This window comes from Vibrio superstes, from assembly GCF_003569005.1.
GTDB lineage: Bacteria > Pseudomonadota > Gammaproteobacteria > Enterobacterales > Vibrionaceae > Vibrio > Vibrio superstes.
This window is the reverse complement of the sequence record NZ_BCUR01000004.1, coordinates 2,492,255-2,508,984: the sequence shown is the minus strand read 5'-3', so window position 1 is coordinate 2,508,984 and position 16,730 is coordinate 2,492,255. Positions and strand designations below refer to the sequence as shown.

14 protein-coding genes are annotated in these 16,730 nt (G+C 45.1%); 12 read left to right on the top strand and 2 right to left on the bottom strand.

Going from position 1 to position 16,730, the window contains the following annotated elements; genetic code table 11:
* Positions 1 to 15: 15 nt before the first annotated feature.
* Together der and D5I41_RS19375 are read left to right on the top strand one after the other, a co-directional pair.
* Positions 16 to 1,503, top strand: coding sequence for a ribosome biogenesis GTPase Der (der, locus tag D5I41_RS19380; RefSeq protein WP_119011219.1), 1,488 nt, complete (start codon positions 16 to 18; stop codon positions 1,501 to 1,503).
* A gap of 377 nt (positions 1,504 to 1,880) precedes the next feature.
* A complete protein-coding gene (locus D5I41_RS19375) occupies positions 1,881 to 2,108 on the top strand; it encodes a zinc ribbon domain-containing protein (RefSeq protein ID WP_119011218.1) in 228 nt (75 codons plus the stop codon).
* Here D5I41_RS19375 and xseA read toward each other — a convergent pair.
* Complete coding sequence (xseA, locus tag D5I41_RS19370) at positions 2,105 to 3,454, bottom strand: exodeoxyribonuclease VII large subunit (protein WP_162892867.1); 1,350 nt, start codon at positions 3,452 to 3,454, stop codon at positions 2,105 to 2,107. The genes D5I41_RS19375 and xseA overlap by 4 nt on opposite strands.
* 207 nt (positions 3,455 to 3,661) lie before the next feature.
* Between xseA and guaB the strand changes: the two genes are divergently transcribed.
* The 8 genes from guaB to focA all read left to right on the top strand — a co-directional run bounded on the left by guaB (position 3,662) and on the right by focA (position 13,673).
* Positions 3,662 to 5,125: an IMP dehydrogenase gene (gene guaB, locus D5I41_RS19365; RefSeq protein WP_119011217.1), complete on the top strand. Its 1,464-nt coding sequence runs from the start codon at positions 3,662 to 3,664 to the stop codon at positions 5,123 to 5,125.
* Between the two features lie 202 nt (positions 5,126 to 5,327).
* Entirely contained in the window at positions 5,328 to 6,905 is a 1,578-nt protein-coding gene (gene guaA / locus D5I41_RS19360) for a glutamine-hydrolyzing GMP synthase (RefSeq protein ID WP_119011216.1), read from the top strand.
* Positions 6,906 to 7,050: 145 nt separating this feature from the next.
* Entirely contained in the window at positions 7,051 to 7,572 is a 522-nt protein-coding gene (locus D5I41_RS19355; protein WP_119011215.1) for a DUF2058 domain-containing protein, read from the top strand.
* Positions 7,573 to 7,866: 294 nt separating this feature from the next.
* On the top strand, positions 7,867 to 9,012 hold the full coding sequence (locus D5I41_RS19350) for an ABC transporter substrate-binding protein (RefSeq protein WP_119011214.1): 1,146 nt from the start codon (positions 7,867 to 7,869) through the stop codon (positions 9,010 to 9,012).
* 6 nt (positions 9,013 to 9,018) lie between these two features.
* On the top strand, positions 9,019 to 10,728 hold the full coding sequence (locus D5I41_RS19345) for an ABC transporter permease (RefSeq protein ID WP_119011213.1): 1,710 nt from the start codon (positions 9,019 to 9,021) through the stop codon (positions 10,726 to 10,728).
* The gene (locus tag D5I41_RS19340; RefSeq protein ID WP_119011212.1) at positions 10,694 to 11,341 is read left to right on the top strand and encodes an ATP-binding cassette domain-containing protein; all 648 of its coding nucleotides are present in this window, start codon (positions 10,694 to 10,696) and stop codon (positions 11,339 to 11,341) included. Before D5I41_RS19345 ends, D5I41_RS19340 begins: the two co-directional genes overlap by 35 nt.
* Positions 11,334 to 11,939 (top strand): CDP-alcohol phosphatidyltransferase family protein, encoded by a 606-nt coding sequence (locus tag D5I41_RS19335; protein WP_119011211.1) that lies wholly within the window; start codon positions 11,334 to 11,336, stop codon positions 11,937 to 11,939. The genes D5I41_RS19340 and D5I41_RS19335 overlap by 8 nt, the downstream gene beginning before the upstream one ends.
* A 258-nt stretch (positions 11,940 to 12,197) precedes the next feature.
* Entirely contained in the window at positions 12,198 to 13,673 is a 1,476-nt protein-coding gene (focA, locus tag D5I41_RS19330) for a formate transporter FocA (RefSeq protein ID WP_119011210.1), read from the top strand.
* 64 nt (positions 13,674 to 13,737) lie between these two features.
* Here focA and D5I41_RS19325 read toward each other — a convergent pair whose 3' ends face one another.
* Positions 13,738 to 14,667, bottom strand: coding sequence for a LysR family transcriptional regulator (locus D5I41_RS19325; RefSeq protein WP_119011209.1), 930 nt, complete (start codon positions 14,665 to 14,667; stop codon positions 13,738 to 13,740).
* A 237-nt stretch (positions 14,668 to 14,904) separates the two neighbouring features.
* Here D5I41_RS19325 and D5I41_RS19320 point away from each other — a divergent pair, with 237 nt between their 5' ends.
* Positions 14,905 to 15,240 carry an ArsR/SmtB family transcription factor gene (locus D5I41_RS19320; protein ID WP_119011208.1) on the top strand — a complete coding sequence of 112 codons (336 nt, stop codon included), beginning with the start codon at positions 14,905 to 14,907 and terminating at the stop codon, positions 15,238 to 15,240.
* An 84-nt stretch (positions 15,241 to 15,324) separates the two neighbouring features.
* Positions 15,325 to 16,386 (top strand): ACR3 family arsenite efflux transporter, encoded by a 1,062-nt coding sequence (gene arsB, locus D5I41_RS19315; protein ID WP_119011207.1) that lies wholly within the window; start codon positions 15,325 to 15,327, stop codon positions 16,384 to 16,386.
* The last annotated feature ends 344 nt before the right edge of the window (positions 16,387 to 16,730 follow it).

Below are 16,730 nucleotides of genomic sequence, written 5' to 3'. Positions count from 1 at the left end.
TATTTTGAGGTCATTATGGTTCCAGTTGTTGCGCTTGTAGGGCGTCCTAACGTAGGAAAATCCACACTATTCAACCGCCTAACTCGTACTCGCGATGCACTAGTGGCAGACTTTCCTGGTCTGACGCGTGATAGAAAATACGGCCGAGCTAAGCTTGGTGAGCATGAGTTTATCGTTATCGATACCGGCGGTATTGATGGTACTGAAGAAGGTGTGGAAACCAAAATGGCCGAGCAGTCGCTAGCAGCGATTGATGAAGCTGACGTTGTACTGTTCATGGTTGATGGCCGTGCTGGCTTAACAGCATCTGATGAGGCGATTGCTCAACATTTACGTCGTATTGAGAAGCCAGCTATGCTGGTGGTCAACAAAGTTGATGGTATTGATGCTGATGCGGCAAGTGCTGAATTTTGGCAGTTAGGCGTTGATGACATGTATCAAATTGCAGCCGCTCATGGCCGTGGTGTGAGTGCATTGATCGACCGTGCTTTGAATCCTTTCGCTGAAGCTCTATTAAAAGAACAAGGTGAAATTGAAGATCTCACTGGCTTCGAAGACGAAGAAGAAGAGAAGCTTGAGTACACCGAAGAAGAAGCGGAACAAGAATTTAAGCGCCTACAAGATCAGCCAATTAAACTGGCGATTATTGGTCGTCCTAACGTAGGTAAATCGACACTGACTAACCGCATTTTGGGTGAAGAACGTGTGGTCGTGTATGACATGCCTGGCACAACTCGTGACTCTATCTACATTCCAATGCAGCGTGATGAGCGTGAGTATGTATTGATTGATACTGCAGGTGTTCGTCGTCGTAGGCGTATCAATGAAACCGTTGAGAAATTCTCAGTGGTCAAGACGCTAAAAGCGGTAGAAGATGCCAACGTTGTACTATTAGTGATTGATGCTCGTGAGAACATCTCGGATCAAGATCTAAGCCTACTAGGCTTTGCGCTAAACGCAGGTCGCTCTATTGTTATTGCCGTTAACAAGTGGGACGGACTGGATACTGACGTTAAAGAGCACGTTAAGAAAGAACTGGATCGTCGCCTAGGCTTTGTTGACTTTGCACGCATTCACTTCATCTCTGCCTTACACGGCACTGGCGTGGGTAACTTATTTGAATCAGTACAAGAAGCCTATAAGTCTGCGACGACTCGTGTAGGTACATCAGTTCTGACCCGTATCATGAAGATGGCAACGGATGATCACCAACCACCTATGGTGCGTGGTCGCCGCGTTAAGCTTAAGTACGCGCACGCAGGTGGTTATAACCCACCAATCGTGGTTATTCACGGTAACCAGGTGAATGATCTACCGGCTTCTTACAAGCGCTACCTAATGAACTACTACCGTCGTTCGTTGGAGATCATGGGTACGCCAATTCGTATCCAGTTCCAAAGCAGTGAAAACCCGTTTGAAGGTAAGACTAGCAAGATGACTATCTCACAAGAGCGTAAGAAGAAACGCCTTTCTGAGATGCTTCGAGGCCGTAGCAAGAAGTAATCGACCAAGCATTTAATAGAACCGCTTCAGTTACTGAAGCGGTTTTTTTATACCCGTAATCTGGCTGTTTTTGGATTTCTCTGTTTAGATGATCTTTTTATGATTCTCTGATATTGGGCTTTTAACTTGACTGAGTGGTGTTATATCCTGTTTTAAATCCATAAACAGCATATGTAACTTATGCTTTCGGTGTGTGGTTATATAAATGTTCTTTTTTAGGTAGATCGCTGATCACGACCAATAAAGTAGAAGATCAAACAAAGATCACATAAACGCTGTAAGAAGATGCTTTTGATAAAACAGGCTCATAATAGAAACATCTCCCTATCTCATGATACATTAGCATCAGTTAATGTTTGAGAGTTGAGAGGTTCTCTATGTCACAGAATATCTGCCCTGAGTGTAGTAAAGAATTGGATTGGGATGGTCAATATTATTGCGCTGATTGCCAGTCACACTATAAGAAACTGGCCTTTTGCCCTGATTGTGATGCTGAGTTGGAAAAGCTACAAGCCTGTGGTGCGGAAAGCTATTTTTGTAACGCAAGTTGCAATGAGCTCAAGAGCAAGTCTCGAGCTCGGTTTGAATTTAAGAACATCGATTAATCTTCAGAAGGCGTGACGGATTGTACGCTAGAGGTCACCTCACCATCGGCAAAGCGTGTGACTAAGGTGTCACCTGTTTTCAATTGCTGAGATTGAGTGACCACTTTACCTTGCTTAGTCGAAATCGAATAACCTCGGCGCATAGTCGCTAGCGGGCTTACCGCATCCAGCTTTTCGGTAAGCAGCTCAAACTGATGCCTTTCTTGTCGCACTTGTGTTTCGATGGCCTTGTTTAGCCTTTGCTCTAAATGGCTAAGAGTTTGTTGCTTTTTCGCTATCTTATTTGCAGGAGCATGCATCTCTAGTTGCATCTGCAAGCGAGTAAGGCGTTGCTTAGCCGTGCTTATTTGATCAAGCATGGCTCGCTTTAACTGGGCTTCTTTTTCATCTAACTGCTGGCTTTGCTTTTGCAGTTGATGCTTTGGATGAAGCTTTTCCAGCCGATGTTGTTGGATCAAGACTTGCTGCTGCTGTTGGCTAATATAGCGATTTATCGCATTCATGAGCTGTTTTTGCTTCGCTAGAATGCCTTGCAGTTTAAAGCTTTGATCTCGGCTCACTAATTCGGCTGCAGCTGATGGCGTGGCAGCACGCAGATCAGCCACGAAATCGGCTATAGTGACATCCACTTCATGCCCTACCGCACTAATAATAGGGATCTGACTTGAGGCAATGGTTCGTGCCACGATTTCATTATTGAAACACCAAAGATCTTCTAGTGAACCGCCCCCGCGTCCAACAATCAATACATCACATTCGTCGCGTTCGTTGGCGAGCCCAATCGCTTGAGCAATGCTAATCGCTGCCGCATCACCTTGTACCATAGTCGGGTAGATGATGACAGGAAGGCTAGGGTCGCGTCGCTTCAGTACTTGCAGAATGTCATGTAGGGCGGCGCCCGTTGCAGAGGTAATTACACCAACGTGCTTTGGGTGCTCAGGTATGGTTAGCTTGTTTGATTGGGCAAACAATCCTTCGGCCGCAAGTTGCATCTTTAACTGTTCGAACTGCTGCTGTAGTCGTCCATCGCCTTCTGGCTGCATTGATTCAATGATCAACTGATAATCGCCACGAGGTTCGTACAGAGAGAGCCTAGCTTTTACCAGCACTTGCTTGCCGTTTTCAGGGCGGAAGGTCACTCGGCGATTATTGCCTCTGAACATTGCGCATTTGACTTGGGCACGTGAATCTTTGAGTGTCAGGTACCAATGACCGGATACAGGAGCTGAGAAATTTGAGACTTCGCCAATTAACCAAACTACACCCATTTCGTTCTCAAGGAGTAAGCGGACTTCGGCATTAAGGCGTGAAACAGTAAAGATGTTGCTAGATTGCGGGGAAGGCAAAATGACACTCGTCAGACGTGAGTATGGAGGATAGCGCCAATATAATACACAGCAAGGGGTAAAGCGCAAATTTAATTTCAAGATATGTGTGGCCAAACGATTGCGCTCTGTGTATACTCCCTCCGCAATATCAATCCAACCGATTTACAAATCATGTAAACAGTTGGGTCCTCTACCTTAAACATCTATTGTTGTGAGATATTGCAAATGTTACGTATTGCCAAAGAAGCGCTGACCTTCGACGACGTCCTACTGGTTCCAGCACACTCCACCGTTCTCCCAAATACAGCGGATCTTCGCACCCGCTTGACGAAGAATATTAACCTTAATATACCAATGATTTCTGCATCTATGGATACAGTTACAGAAGCTCGCTTGGCTATCGCATTAGCTCAAGAAGGCGGCATTGGTTTTATTCACAAGAACATGTCTATCGAGCAGCAAGCTGAGATGGTTCGTCAGGTTAAGATCTACGAAGCTGGTATCGTTTCTGACCCTGTGACGGTTCGTCCAGAGCAAACCATCGAAGAAGTACTTAAGCTAACTGAAAAGCATGGCTTTGCCGGTTTCCCTGTTGTTGCTGATAATCAAGAGTTAGTGGGTATCATCACTGGCCGTGATATTCGTTTTGTTACTGATATGAGCAAAATTGTTTCAGCAGTAATGACGCCAAAAGAAAACCTAGCCGCTGTTAAAGAAGGTGCATCTCCTGAAGAAGTTCAAGAGAAGATGCATGAAGCTCGCGTTGAAAAAGTTCTTGTTGTAAATAACGACTTCAAACTGCGTGGCATGATCACAGCAAAAGATTTCCATAAAGCTGAGCGCAAGCCTAATGCATGTAAAGACGAACGTGGTCGTCTACGTGTTGGTGCTGCGGTTGGCGCAGGCGCTGGTAACGAAGAGCGCGTTGCTGCTCTTGTTGAAGCTGGCGTTGATGTTCTACTTATTGACTCTTCACACGGTCACTCTGAAGGCGTATTAAGCCGCATCCGTGAAACTCGCGCAGCACACCCAGATCTTGAGATCATTGGTGGTAACGTTGCTACGGGTGCTGGTGCCCGCGCTCTTATTGAAGCTGGCGTAAGCGCAGTGAAAGTAGGTATCGGCCCAGGTTCAATTTGTACTACTCGTATTGTTACCGGTGTTGGTGTTCCTCAAGTAACAGCAGTTGCTGATGCAGCTGAAGTTGCTGCTGAGTTCGATATTCCAGTTATTGCAGACGGCGGTATCCGCTTCTCTGGTGACATCTGTAAGGCAATTGTAGCTGGTGCATCATGTGTGATGGTTGGCTCTATGTTTGCAGGTACAGAAGAAGCTCCGGGTGAGGTTATCCTTTATCAAGGTCGCTCTTATAAGTCATACCGCGGCATGGGTTCACTTGGCGCTATGTCTCAAGGCTCTTCAGACCGTTACTTCCAAACGGATAACGCAGCAGACAAGTTGGTACCAGAAGGTATCGAAGGTCGCACACCTTATAAAGGTCGTCTAAAAGAGATCGTTCATCAGCAAATGGGCGGTCTACGTTCGAGCATGGGCCTAACTGGCTCAGCAACGATTGAAGACATGCGTACTAAAGCTGAGTTTGTTCGTATTTCTGGTGCTGGTCTAAATGAATCTCACGTTCATGATGTTCAGATCACCAAAGAGGCTCCAAACTACCGTCTAGGTTAATATTTGCGTCGCTGACTGCTTCGAACTCTTCGTCGAAGGTGCTCATTTACTTGTGTAAGCTGTGCGCCTTCTCCTTGATTTCAAGGCATTCAGCTTAGCAACTATCACCCTAGAAACTCTTTTGACAGAAAGAGACGTTTACATTATTTAAAGTTTTGGAGGCCATTTGCCTCCATCCATCTAATACTATTGAGATTTCTAAATGACTAAGAATATCCATGACCAGCGTATTTTGATCCTTGATTTTGGTTCTCAGTACACTCAACTTGTTGCCCGTCGCGTTCGTGAAATTGGTGTTTACTGTGAGCTTTGGAGCTGGGATGTAGAAGAATCGGATATCCGTGAATTCAACCCTGACGGCATCATTCTTTCTGGTGGCCCAGAGAGTGTGACAGAAGAAAATTCTCCGCGTGCTCCACAATACGTTTTTGACTCAGGTGTTCCAGTTCTAGGTGTGTGTTACGGCATGCAGACTATGGCTGAACAACTGGGTGGTAAAGTTGCCGGTTCTGATGAGCGTGAATTTGGTTACGCTCAAGTAGAAGTGGTAGAAAAGTCAGCTCTATTTAATAACATCGAAGATGCAATCGCTGAAGATGGCAATGCACTTCTAGATGTATGGATGAGTCACGGTGACAAGGTTGTCGAAATCCCATCTGACTTCACTAAGATCGCTGAAACAGATACTTGTCCGTACGCGGCTATGGCGAACGAAGAGAAGAAATACTACGGTGTTCAATTTCACCCAGAAGTAACGCACACTCGCCAAGGCGCACGTATGCTAGAAAACTTCGTGATCAACATCTGTGGTTGTGAAAAACTTTGGACATCTCAATCTATCATCGACGACGCTATTGCTCGTATTAAAGAGCAGGTAGGTGATGACGAAGTGATCCTTGGCCTATCTGGTGGTGTTGATTCATCAGTTGTGGCTATGCTGGTTCACCGCGCAATTGGTGACAAGCTAACGTGTGTATTCGTAGATAACGGCCTGTTACGTCTTAATGAAGGCGAGCAAGTGATGGACATGTTTGGTGACCACTTCGGGCTAAACATTATCAAGGTAGAAGCAGAAGAGCGCTTCCTGAGTGCACTTGAAGGCAAGTCTGATCCTGAAGAGAAACGTAAGACCATTGGTCACGTTTTTGTTGATGTATTCGATGAAGAGTCTAAGAAACTTGAGAATGCAAGATGGCTGGCGCAAGGTACTATCTACCCTGATGTTATCGAGTCTGCGGCCTCTAAAACAGGTAAAGCACACGTCATCAAATCTCACCACAATGTGGGTGGTCTTCCAGATGACATGGAAATGGGCTTGGTTGAGCCACTACGTGAGCTGTTTAAAGATGAAGTACGCAAGATTGGCTTAGAGCTTGGTCTTCCATATAACATGCTTTATCGTCACCCGTTCCCAGGACCTGGTCTAGGTGTTCGTGTTCTTGGTGAAGTGAAGAAAGAGTACTGTGACTTGCTACGCCGTGCTGACGCTATCTTTATTGAAGAGCTGCACAATGCAGACCTTTACCATAAGGTATCTCAAGCGTTTACGGTATTCTTGCCAGTTCGCTCTGTAGGCGTAATGGGCGATGGTCGTAAATACGACTGGGTTGTTTCTCTGCGTGCAGTAGAAACTATCGACTTCATGACCGCACATTGGGCACATCTGCCATACGACTTCTTAGGTAAGGTTTCAAACCGTATTATCAACGAAATCGATGGTATTTCTCGCGTAGTTTACGATATCTCAGGTAAGCCACCTGCGACTATCGAGTGGGAATAATTCCTCGCTAGCATGAATTAGAGTTACTTGAGCCCGTAAGCTTAGCTTGCGGGCTTTTTTTATGTGACCCAAAAATTAGGAAAAATTGCCCGAGGCATGCGAAAATAGTCCTAATCAGATTAATTGATAGATAGAAGAATTACAGATGGCAAAACTGACCCTTCAAGAGCAAATGCTGAAAGCTGGCTTGGTAAACGAAAAGAAGCTAAAGAAAGCAAAGAAAGGCGCTAAGAAATCTCGCGTGCAAGCACGTGAAGCAAAAGCGGCTGCAGAAGAAAACCGCGCAGCGCAACAAGAGCGTGACAAACAAATCAACCAAGAGCGTGAACAGCAACGATTAGCTAAAGAGCTTAAGGCACAAGTAAAACAACTTATCGATATGAACCGTATCGATACCTCTAAGGGCGAGATCAAATACAACTTTACCGATGGTACATTGGTGAAGTCTGTTTATGTTGACGAACTTTCTCGTACTCAGCTTATCAAAGGTATCTTGAGTATTGCTCGCGATGGTGAGAGCTATGCGGTTATTCCTACCATTGTGGCAGAGAAGATTGCGACTCGAGTACCAGACGCAATTGTTGAAACTCAGAAACCTGAAGAAGAAACGCCTGATGAAGATGATCCTTATAAGGACTTCGTCGTGCCTGATGACCTTATGTGGTAATCGGTAACCTAGGTTTGATAGGGTAGCACTCGCTGCCCTTTTTTATGCCTGTCTGAAAAATAAGCGTTTAGATTTATCTGTAGTGAAACAATGAAAGAAATTCGGTTGATGTCAGGTCTTTGTGGGGGATAAATGTTACTTTAACGTTTAGATTCACAGCCTTTGTTATAGGATGCAACAATTGTTTACGTTTGGCCGCGCTGACGTATTACTATTAAGCCCTAGGCATAAAACTAGGTGTTACATGGAATCACTCGTTTAAGGCATCAGCCACGGAAAATAACGGACAATATTATGAAGAAAATACTCACGGCAGTCCTAACGCTTTGCACCGCGTTTGGGGTGGGTGCGAAAGAGCTTGATTGGAAAGAAGTGGAAAAAAAGGCAGAGGGACAAACCGTCTATTTTCATGCTTGGGGCGGCAGTCAAGAAATTAACCGCTATATCCAATGGGCGAATAAGCAGTTGCAGCAGCAATATGATGTCACCCTGCAGCACGTTAAGGTCACCGATATCGCAGAAAGCACCCCTCGTCTGATTGCAGAAAAAGCCGTTGGTAAAAGTGAGGGCGGAAGTATTGATCTGGTGTGGATTAACGGTGAAAACTTCAAATCTATGAAAGAGAACCAGCTGTTGTTTGGCCCTTTCACCGAATCGTTACCTAATTGGCAATATGTTGATAAAACCTTGCCTGTAGCGGTGGATTTTTCAGAGCCAACAGAAGGGTTGGAAGCGCCGTGGGGAGTAGGGCAGTTGGTCTTTATCTACGATGAAGAGTTGCTTGCGGTACCTCCCGCTTCATTTGCCGAAATGCTCCGCTACGCTAAACAGAATCCAAACCGCTTGAGCTATCCTAAACCACCTGAGTTTCATGGCACTAGCTTCCTAAAAGCGCTGCTTATAGAGCTTTCAAATAATGATCCTGCATTATCTAAACCTGTAACGGAAGAAGATTTTTCTCGACTCAGCTCATTGCTTTGGGCTTATCTAGACGAGTTTCATAGTGTGGCCTGGAGAAGCGGTAAACAGTTCCCTGCGGGCACTGCTGAGATGATTCGCTTGCTTGATGACGGACAACTGGATCTTGCTGTGACGTTTAATCCTAATGCGGTTTATTCTGCGCAAGCGGCTGGAAATCTAGAATACAGCACTAAACCCTATGCAATGAATGCCGGTGCTCTATCAAATATTCACTTCCTCGCTATTCCTTGGAATGCCACAGCGAAAGAGGGAGCGCTCGTCGCTATCAACTTTTTACTTAGCCCTGAAGCTCAATCTCAAAAAGGCGACTTAGCCGTGTGGGGAGACCCTTCTGTTCTTGAACATAAATACCTGAAGGGAAGTGCGCAAGCCTCTGAGCAATTTGAAGCCATCGATGAGCCTCATCCAAGCTGGCAAGTACTGATTGAGAAAGAATGGCTTAAGCGTTACGGGCAATAACGGCATATGCTTCGTCTTCTCTACGCACTGGTTGTTGTGTTGTGCGTATTGCCAACAGTTCCGGGAGTGCTAGGTGTTGTTTCGTCTTCACTTAGCTACATTCCCCCACTGGGAATGAGCTCACTCTCTTTCACCGGTTTCAAGCAGGTATTTGCTTGGAATGGTGTTTGGCAATCTATCGGCTTAACCCTATTCTCTGCCATTGTCAGTAGTTACCTAGCCTGCGTATTGGCCTTTGCCATTTTGCAGCGTTGTTGGAATACTCGCTGGTGGCAGAAGATTGAGCTTTCCCTATCACCTCTGCTTTCTATTCCTCATGTGGCGTTTGCCATTGGCTTTGCCTTTTTGTTCGACCCGACAGGCTTAGGTGTTCGCCTTATTCATGCTCTGTTTGGCTACGATCTTAATCAGTCCACAGGACATGAGCTTGCCTTGCTCATTCATGATCCCTACGCGTTAGGGTTAATCATCATGCTAGCGATTAAGGAAGTGCCTTTTTTGCTATTGATGAGTATTCCCATCCTTAAACAATTGAACATTGATAAGACTGAAAAGATCACCGCCTCTATGGGCTACAGCCGAGCACATGCTTGGTGGAAATCTTTGTTTGTACAATGGTTGGTAAAACTGCGCTTTCCTATGTTGGCGGTATTGGCTTATAGCTTATCGGTGGTGGATGTGGCATTGATTGTGGGGCCTACCAACCCGCCGACCTTTGCAGTACTGGTATGGCAGTGGTTTAACGACCCTGATCTTACGTTACTGCCAAGAGCATCGGCTGGCGCTATTGTGCTATTTATCATAGCGACGCTGACCATTGCCTTTGCTCGAACAATTGAATGGTTGATTACTAAGGGCTTTCGAGGTTGGCAAATCTCTGGGCGACGTGGCGTCATGCTTCCGGGGAGAGGGCTATTTAGTGGAATTATTCTACTTACCGGAGCCATGCTTCCCCTGATGCTAGTGTGGAGCTTTGCCCAGCGCTGGCGCTTTCCAGATATTGTTCCTAGCCGTTATTCTGCTCGATTTTGGGAGTATGAATGGTCAGGTATAGTCAGCACTATTGAGCAGAGTCTAAGCTTGGCGTTGGTCTCTGGAACGGTTGCGGTTGTTCTAGCGTTAATAGCACACGAATACCGAATTCGACATCGCTGGCAGGTTCCCGGTTATGTCATCGCTATTCCTATGTTAATCCCACAGCTCTCTATCTTGTTTGGATTGCAGATAACGACCCTGTTTATCGGTGGAAATGCGCATTGGTTGTGGGTGTGCTGGGCGCATATGTTCTTTGCGTTCCCGTTTGTCTACCTTTCTCTTGATGGCCCGTGGCGCAGTTACAATGAAGCGATGACTCGCGTCGCACTGAGCCTAGGAAAAACGCCATTATCGGTGTTCCTAAAGGTGAAATTACCTCAGGTATTTCCTGCCATCTTGTTTGCGTGGGCGATTGGCATCAGTGTCAGTCTATCTCAATACTTACCCACCTTAATCTTAGGGGCGGGGCGTATCTCAACACTGACGACTGAAGCAGTGGCTTTATCCAGTGGCTTTGATCGCCGAGTAACGGCCATCTATGCTTTGTGGCAAGCGCTGTTACCATTAATCTTTTTCTTTATCGCGATATTGGGCAGTCGTATGCAAGCTCGATATCGTCGTAGCAAATTCAAGGGGTTGCAGTCGAATGAGTCTGTGTCTAAAAAATCTCACAGTTCGTAAACTAGATGGCAGTGTGTTGTTTGATAGTTTGAATATGACTATTGATTCTGGTGAAGTCGTGTCTTTGATGGGACCTAGCGGATGTGGAAAATCGACCTTATTGGATGTTATCGCAGGCCATCTATCAGAAGAGTTTTCTTATCAGGGAGAGGTGGTACTCAACGAACGCCCGTTGGACTCAGTACCTGCACATCAACGCAAGGTAGGGATACTGTTTCAAGACGACTTGTTGTTTCCACACCTTAATATCTGGGAGAACTTAGCCTTTGCGCTACCTAACACAGTGAAAGGCGAGCAAAGAAAACAACAGGCTATTGAGGCGCTCGAGCAAATCTCCTTGAGTCAACTGGCATATTCCTATCCTGAGCAGATATCAGGAGGGCAGAGGGCGAGGGTGAGCCTAACCAGAATGCTATTGGCACAGCCAGAGGTAGCGTTATTGGATGAACCCTTCAGTAAACTTGATAAGCAACTACGCTCACAGTTTCGTGACTGGGTATTCGAGCAACTAAAGGTCGCCAATGTTCCTGCGCTTATGGTGACTCATGATGAACAGGACATCCCTGATAATAGCCGCGTGTTAAATTGGCCTTGGGAGACGAGCCATGCTTGATAGTTTTAGCATCAAGGTTATCCGTTGGCCCTTAGCGCAAGGAGCGAGGGCTTTAGACAGCCTAGGTATCACTGCCAATCAAACGACCCTATTTGGTTTTATTATCGGTTGTTTTGCTTTGCCATTATTGGCATTAGAGCAATATACCGCCGCACTGCTGTTGATACTGTTAAACAGGATTTGTGATGGCCTAGATGGCGCACTTGCCAGAAGGCAGGGGATCACTGATGCCGGTGGCTTTCTGGATATTAGCCTCGACTTTTTATTCTACTCTATGGTGCCGTTTGCCTTTGTACTCGCCAATCCAGAAGCGAATGCCATTGCAGGTGCATTCTTGATCTTCTCTTTCATCGGTACGGGAAGTAGCTTTCTGGCGTTTGCTGTAATGGCAGGTAAACGAGGCATAGATAATCCGGTGTATAAGCACAAGTCTCTTTACTACATGAGTGGTTTAACCGAGGGCACTGAGACCATAGGCTGTTTTATTCTGATGTGCCTGTTGCCCAACTACTTTGCAGAGCTTGCGTATGTATTTGGCGCCATGTGCTGGTTCACTACCGCAACCCGTATCTACTCTGGTTTCCATACATTGAAATAACCTCTAGCTCGTAGCTTGTGGCTTGTAGCTTCTATCCCCCACTTATCCTTATATTGTTATTCAATCTTTTGCTCATAGTGGCAGTGAGCAAGAGGTTGATCTGCATCTGATTACAATCATCAATATTCCTCACTATCAGCTTCAAAACTACTAGATATTATTCCTTCCACACTTCTCTTAATCTGAATGGGCTTTCAACGGAAAGCAGTTAATAACAACGGATGACTACTGAGGTCATTCTCAGATAAGGAGGAAATCATGCCGTTAAAACGCCCACGCCCTGAATTGGTAGATAGCAGCTCGTCAAAGGCGAAGCCAAGTCTAACCATGCAAGCGGCAGACTATGGGCACAAGAAAGTATTGAAGCCTTTTAAACAGTCATTTGTATTGGCGATGTTTGCTGGTGCTTTTATAGCTCTTGCCTTTGTCTTCTATATCACTGTGACTACAGGCTCATACGAAAACGGTTGGGGTGTGACCCGCTTTATTGGTGGTCTCGCTTTTAGCCTTGGCTTAATGCTGGTGGTTGTATGTGGAGGGGAACTGTTTACGAGTACCGTGCTTAGCTCGGTTGCTTGGGCTCAAAAACGAGTCACTACTAAGCAGTTACTGGGATGTTGGGCTCGTGTGTATGCAGGTAACTTTGCTGGAGCCATGCTGACCCTTGCTTTCATTATGATGGCAAAGATGCACATTCTTGACCATGGCAATTGGGGGCTAAACGCCTTGAGTATCTCTGCGCATAAGCTAGAGCACTCATGGTGGCAGGCATTCTCTCTAGGTGTTATGTGTAACCTGTTGGTTTGTCTAGGTATTTGGATGAGTTTTAGCAGTAAAGAAAGTGCTAGTAAGGCTTTTTTAGTACTGCTACCAGTGGCGATGTTTGTTAGCTCAGGCTTCGAACACAGCATTGCAAACATGTTTATGGTGCCTCTAGGTATCGCCATTAAGGCGAGCGCCGATGCCCATATGCTAAGTGCAGCAGCAGAAGCTGGTATTCATCTAGAGCTACTTAATATTAAACAATTTATCACTGCGAACCTTATTCCAGTGACCCTTGGAAACATTTTTGGCGGCGCGGTATTGGTGGGGCTTGCTTATTGGAGCATTGAACCAAAACAGAGCGCATCACCATCAATCTACCCAATCAAAAATTCAGATATTCAATTTTCATCATTAAATTCATTGGAGCATGCCATGTTAGAACAAATGAAACGTTTACGAGTTGCAGACCTAGCCTCAGACAATCAAATCACTTTCTCAGAAGATTTGAACTGTCACTCAGCACTCAAGCTATTGATTGATAACAATCAAGCAGGCGCTGCAGTATTAAGCGACGATCATCAAGTTCAAGGCTTTATCTCTCAGCAGGATCTTCTTCGAGCGATGTGGGGTCAGGACTTTGACGTGGATGCGGTCATGGTAGTAAAAGACTTCATGCAGACTCCAGTATGCACTCTTACTCCAGAGCAAAGCATTCTGACTGCACTTGAGCCAATGATTGTTGACCAAGACACTCTATATCCAGTCAATCAAGGCGGTTTCTTCATGGGTGGTGAGGCATTGTCATTCAGCGAACGTCTAGCGAAAGCGGCAAGCAAAATGCCAAGTGCTTACCCTGTAGTATTCAATGGTCAGTATGTAGGTCTTTTGAATCGCGATGCGATTGCACAGTGGGTGGCTAACTTTAATCAGCCACAGCAGCAAAAAGAGAAGGACCTGTCTGTCGCTTAATGCTAAGCGACAGCAAGTAGGGCAGGTGTAGCCCTTTCTAAAAAAGCACAACTAAGTTTTTGGGTCACGCAGGGGTTCCATCCTTGCGTGGCTTGAAAGATCTTCCTCTCGTCAATCTTCTCGCCTCAGACAGTAAACATTCTCTAAGTGGTGATTCGCCACTGTCATTACGCCAAATAAACGATATCTCACGCTGCATGTTAAGTTGTGGTGTTGGTAGTACTACCAATTGATTGCTTTCAAGCTCAGGCAATATATCTAGATAAGGTACACAACCTAAGTAACTGCCGTTAGCAACCAGTGATTTAATCACTCGAATACTCTCGTACTCTTTCCACACCTTAATATTATCGATAAGGCCATGAATAGCGCCATCGAAGATGCGGCGAGTTCCGGCGCCAGGCTCTCGTAATACCCATTTCGCTTGTTCTAACTGAGCAAGAGTTACTTGCTTATATTGAGCAAACGGATGATTTGGTGAGGCGATAACCACTAAATCGTCATCAAGCCAATGCTCCTGCTGTAGACGGCTATCCGTGTTTCTTCCTTCGATAATACCTAAGTCACAGTCATAGTTGAGTAGTGCTTCTATAACGTTTTCTGTATTTTCGATCATCAGATCAATGCGCATTTCAGGGAAATCGTTATCAATTTTGCTGATAAGAGCAGGAACTAAATGTTTCGCCGCAGTTTGGCTAGTGCAAAGAGTCAAATCACCACTAATAAGGTGCTGCTCATGAAGACCAAATTCAATTTGTCTCGCGTCTTGAAGTAAGCGCTTTGCTCTTGGTCTTAACCAATGTCCCCAATGACTTAGCACTAATCTATTACCCTGACGGTTGAACAGTGGGCGGTCTAAGACCGACTCTAGTTGAGACAGAGACATACTGACCGCTGATTGGGTCATAGAGAGCTTTTTGGCGGCCGCACTGACACTTTCATGGCTTGCAACGGCATCGAATACAGCGATTTGCTTTAGAGAAAACTTGAACATGCAACCTTCATAAATGAAAAATAAGTATCAGTTTTTTTGATACTTTGATTTTGCTCCTTAAAATGACTTAGTTCAATAAGTATTCACTGCGGAAACATGAATAAATGTAAATATTTGCTTGTTTTTTTATCTAATAGCGGCGATTTCTCTTTCTATATGTATCAAAAATATTCAGTTGCGAAATGTAATCATGAGCTGTATATTAATCGTCATTCTACGATTATCGAAATATAACCTATGACTAGTTGCCAGACTCAAGAGTGCATCGCACCTGTTATCTCAAACGAGGATGCAAAGCGAGAACAAGAACTCGCGACTTTAGCAAAGGCTATTGCTCATCCTGCTCGAATTCGAATCCTAAAGGTACTGTTCGAGCTCGAAACAAAGGGCGGCTGCCTTAATGGGGATTTAGTTGGGCAATTAGGTTTAGCTCAATCTACAGTATCAGAGCATTTGCGAATTTTGCGTCAGGCAGGGTTGGTTCGAAGTGAGCCTAAGCCACCTAAGGTTTGCTATCGAATAGAGACGCAAGCCATGCATAGAGTGAAAGAACTTTTTGATAGCTTGTTTTAGCGAAATAAAGCGGCTAATGATTCAGTAGAAACTATTTTTTATTACAATAATCGTCATTCGACGATAAACGAAAGAGATACACAAATGACAACAGCAGCAGTGAGTGCCTCACCAAAGATGAGCTTTCTCGATAGATACCTAACCCTCTGGATATTCTTGGCCATGGCGGTTGGGGTTGCCATTGGCGCCCTATATCCAGGGGTGGCTGATCTTAATGAAGCAATGTCAGTGGGTAGCACCAACATCCCCTTGGCTATAGGTCTGATCTTAATGATGTATCCGCCTTTAGCTAAGGTAGATTACAGCCTGCTAGGAAAAGTAGCGCAAGACAAGCAAGCGATTAAGCTTTCTTTGATCATGAACTGGATTGTCGGTCCGATCTTGATGTTTGTACTGGCTTTGACATTCTTGGGGGATCACCCTGGCTACATGGTCGGTATTATTCTTATCGGTTTGGCTCGTTGTATTGCAATGGTTCTAGTGTGGAATGATATTGGTGGCGGTAACAAAGAATACGGAGCGGCGTTGGTCGCCTTAAATAGCGCCTTCCAAATCGTGACTTATAGCTTCATGGCTTGGCTATTTATTACCGTGTTACCACCACTATTTGGTTATACGGGAATGGTCGTGGATATCTCTATGGCTGATATTGCACAAAGCGTATTCATCTATCTTGGTATTCCATTTTTAGCTGGTTTTCTAGGCCGTAAACTGTTGATTTCAGCAAAGGGAGAGCAATGGTATAACGAGGTTTATATTCCTCGTATCTCGCCGATAACGCTTATCGCGCTGCTGGCTACGATAGTACTGATGTTTAGCCTTAAAGGTGAAATGATTCTAGAGCTTCCAATGGACGTAGTGCGCGTTGCTATACCTTTGGCTATCTACTTTGTATTGATGTTCTTTGTGAGTTTCTTTGTCGGAAAACGATTGGGGATTCCGTATGATAAGAATGCCTCTATTGCCTACACAGCCACAGGCAATAACTTTGAATTGGCGATTGCGGTTTCAATTGCAGTATTTGGTATCAACTCAGATCAAGCGTTTGCTGGTGTGATTGGGCCACTGATTGAAGTACCTGTATTGATCGCTTTGGTTAATGTGGCATTGAGAATGAAGGCCAAGTACAAAGTGAAAACTGCATAGTTGTATATAGATTAAGCCAGTCACTGACTGGCTTTTAAGCACATACCCTTCCACTTTTAGTCATTTAGCACTCCATTTTCGATCCGATACCGACAAAAAGACACTTTCCTCTGCTCACTCAAGCTCTGTAAACGTCTGACCCATCACACTTTTCCAAAAATCCCCTGTGTGACCAGTGTCATATAAAAAATCGCAAGACCCCTCAAAAACTCGATCTCTTAGACCCTTTTAGAGAGGGGTAAGTGATCTAGTTATCATTTGACCGCGTCGCTCATGCAAGTTCTTCATGTCATACAATATAGTTAAATACATCGATGAGGTGAATGTCTATAGCAGAGGTTAGG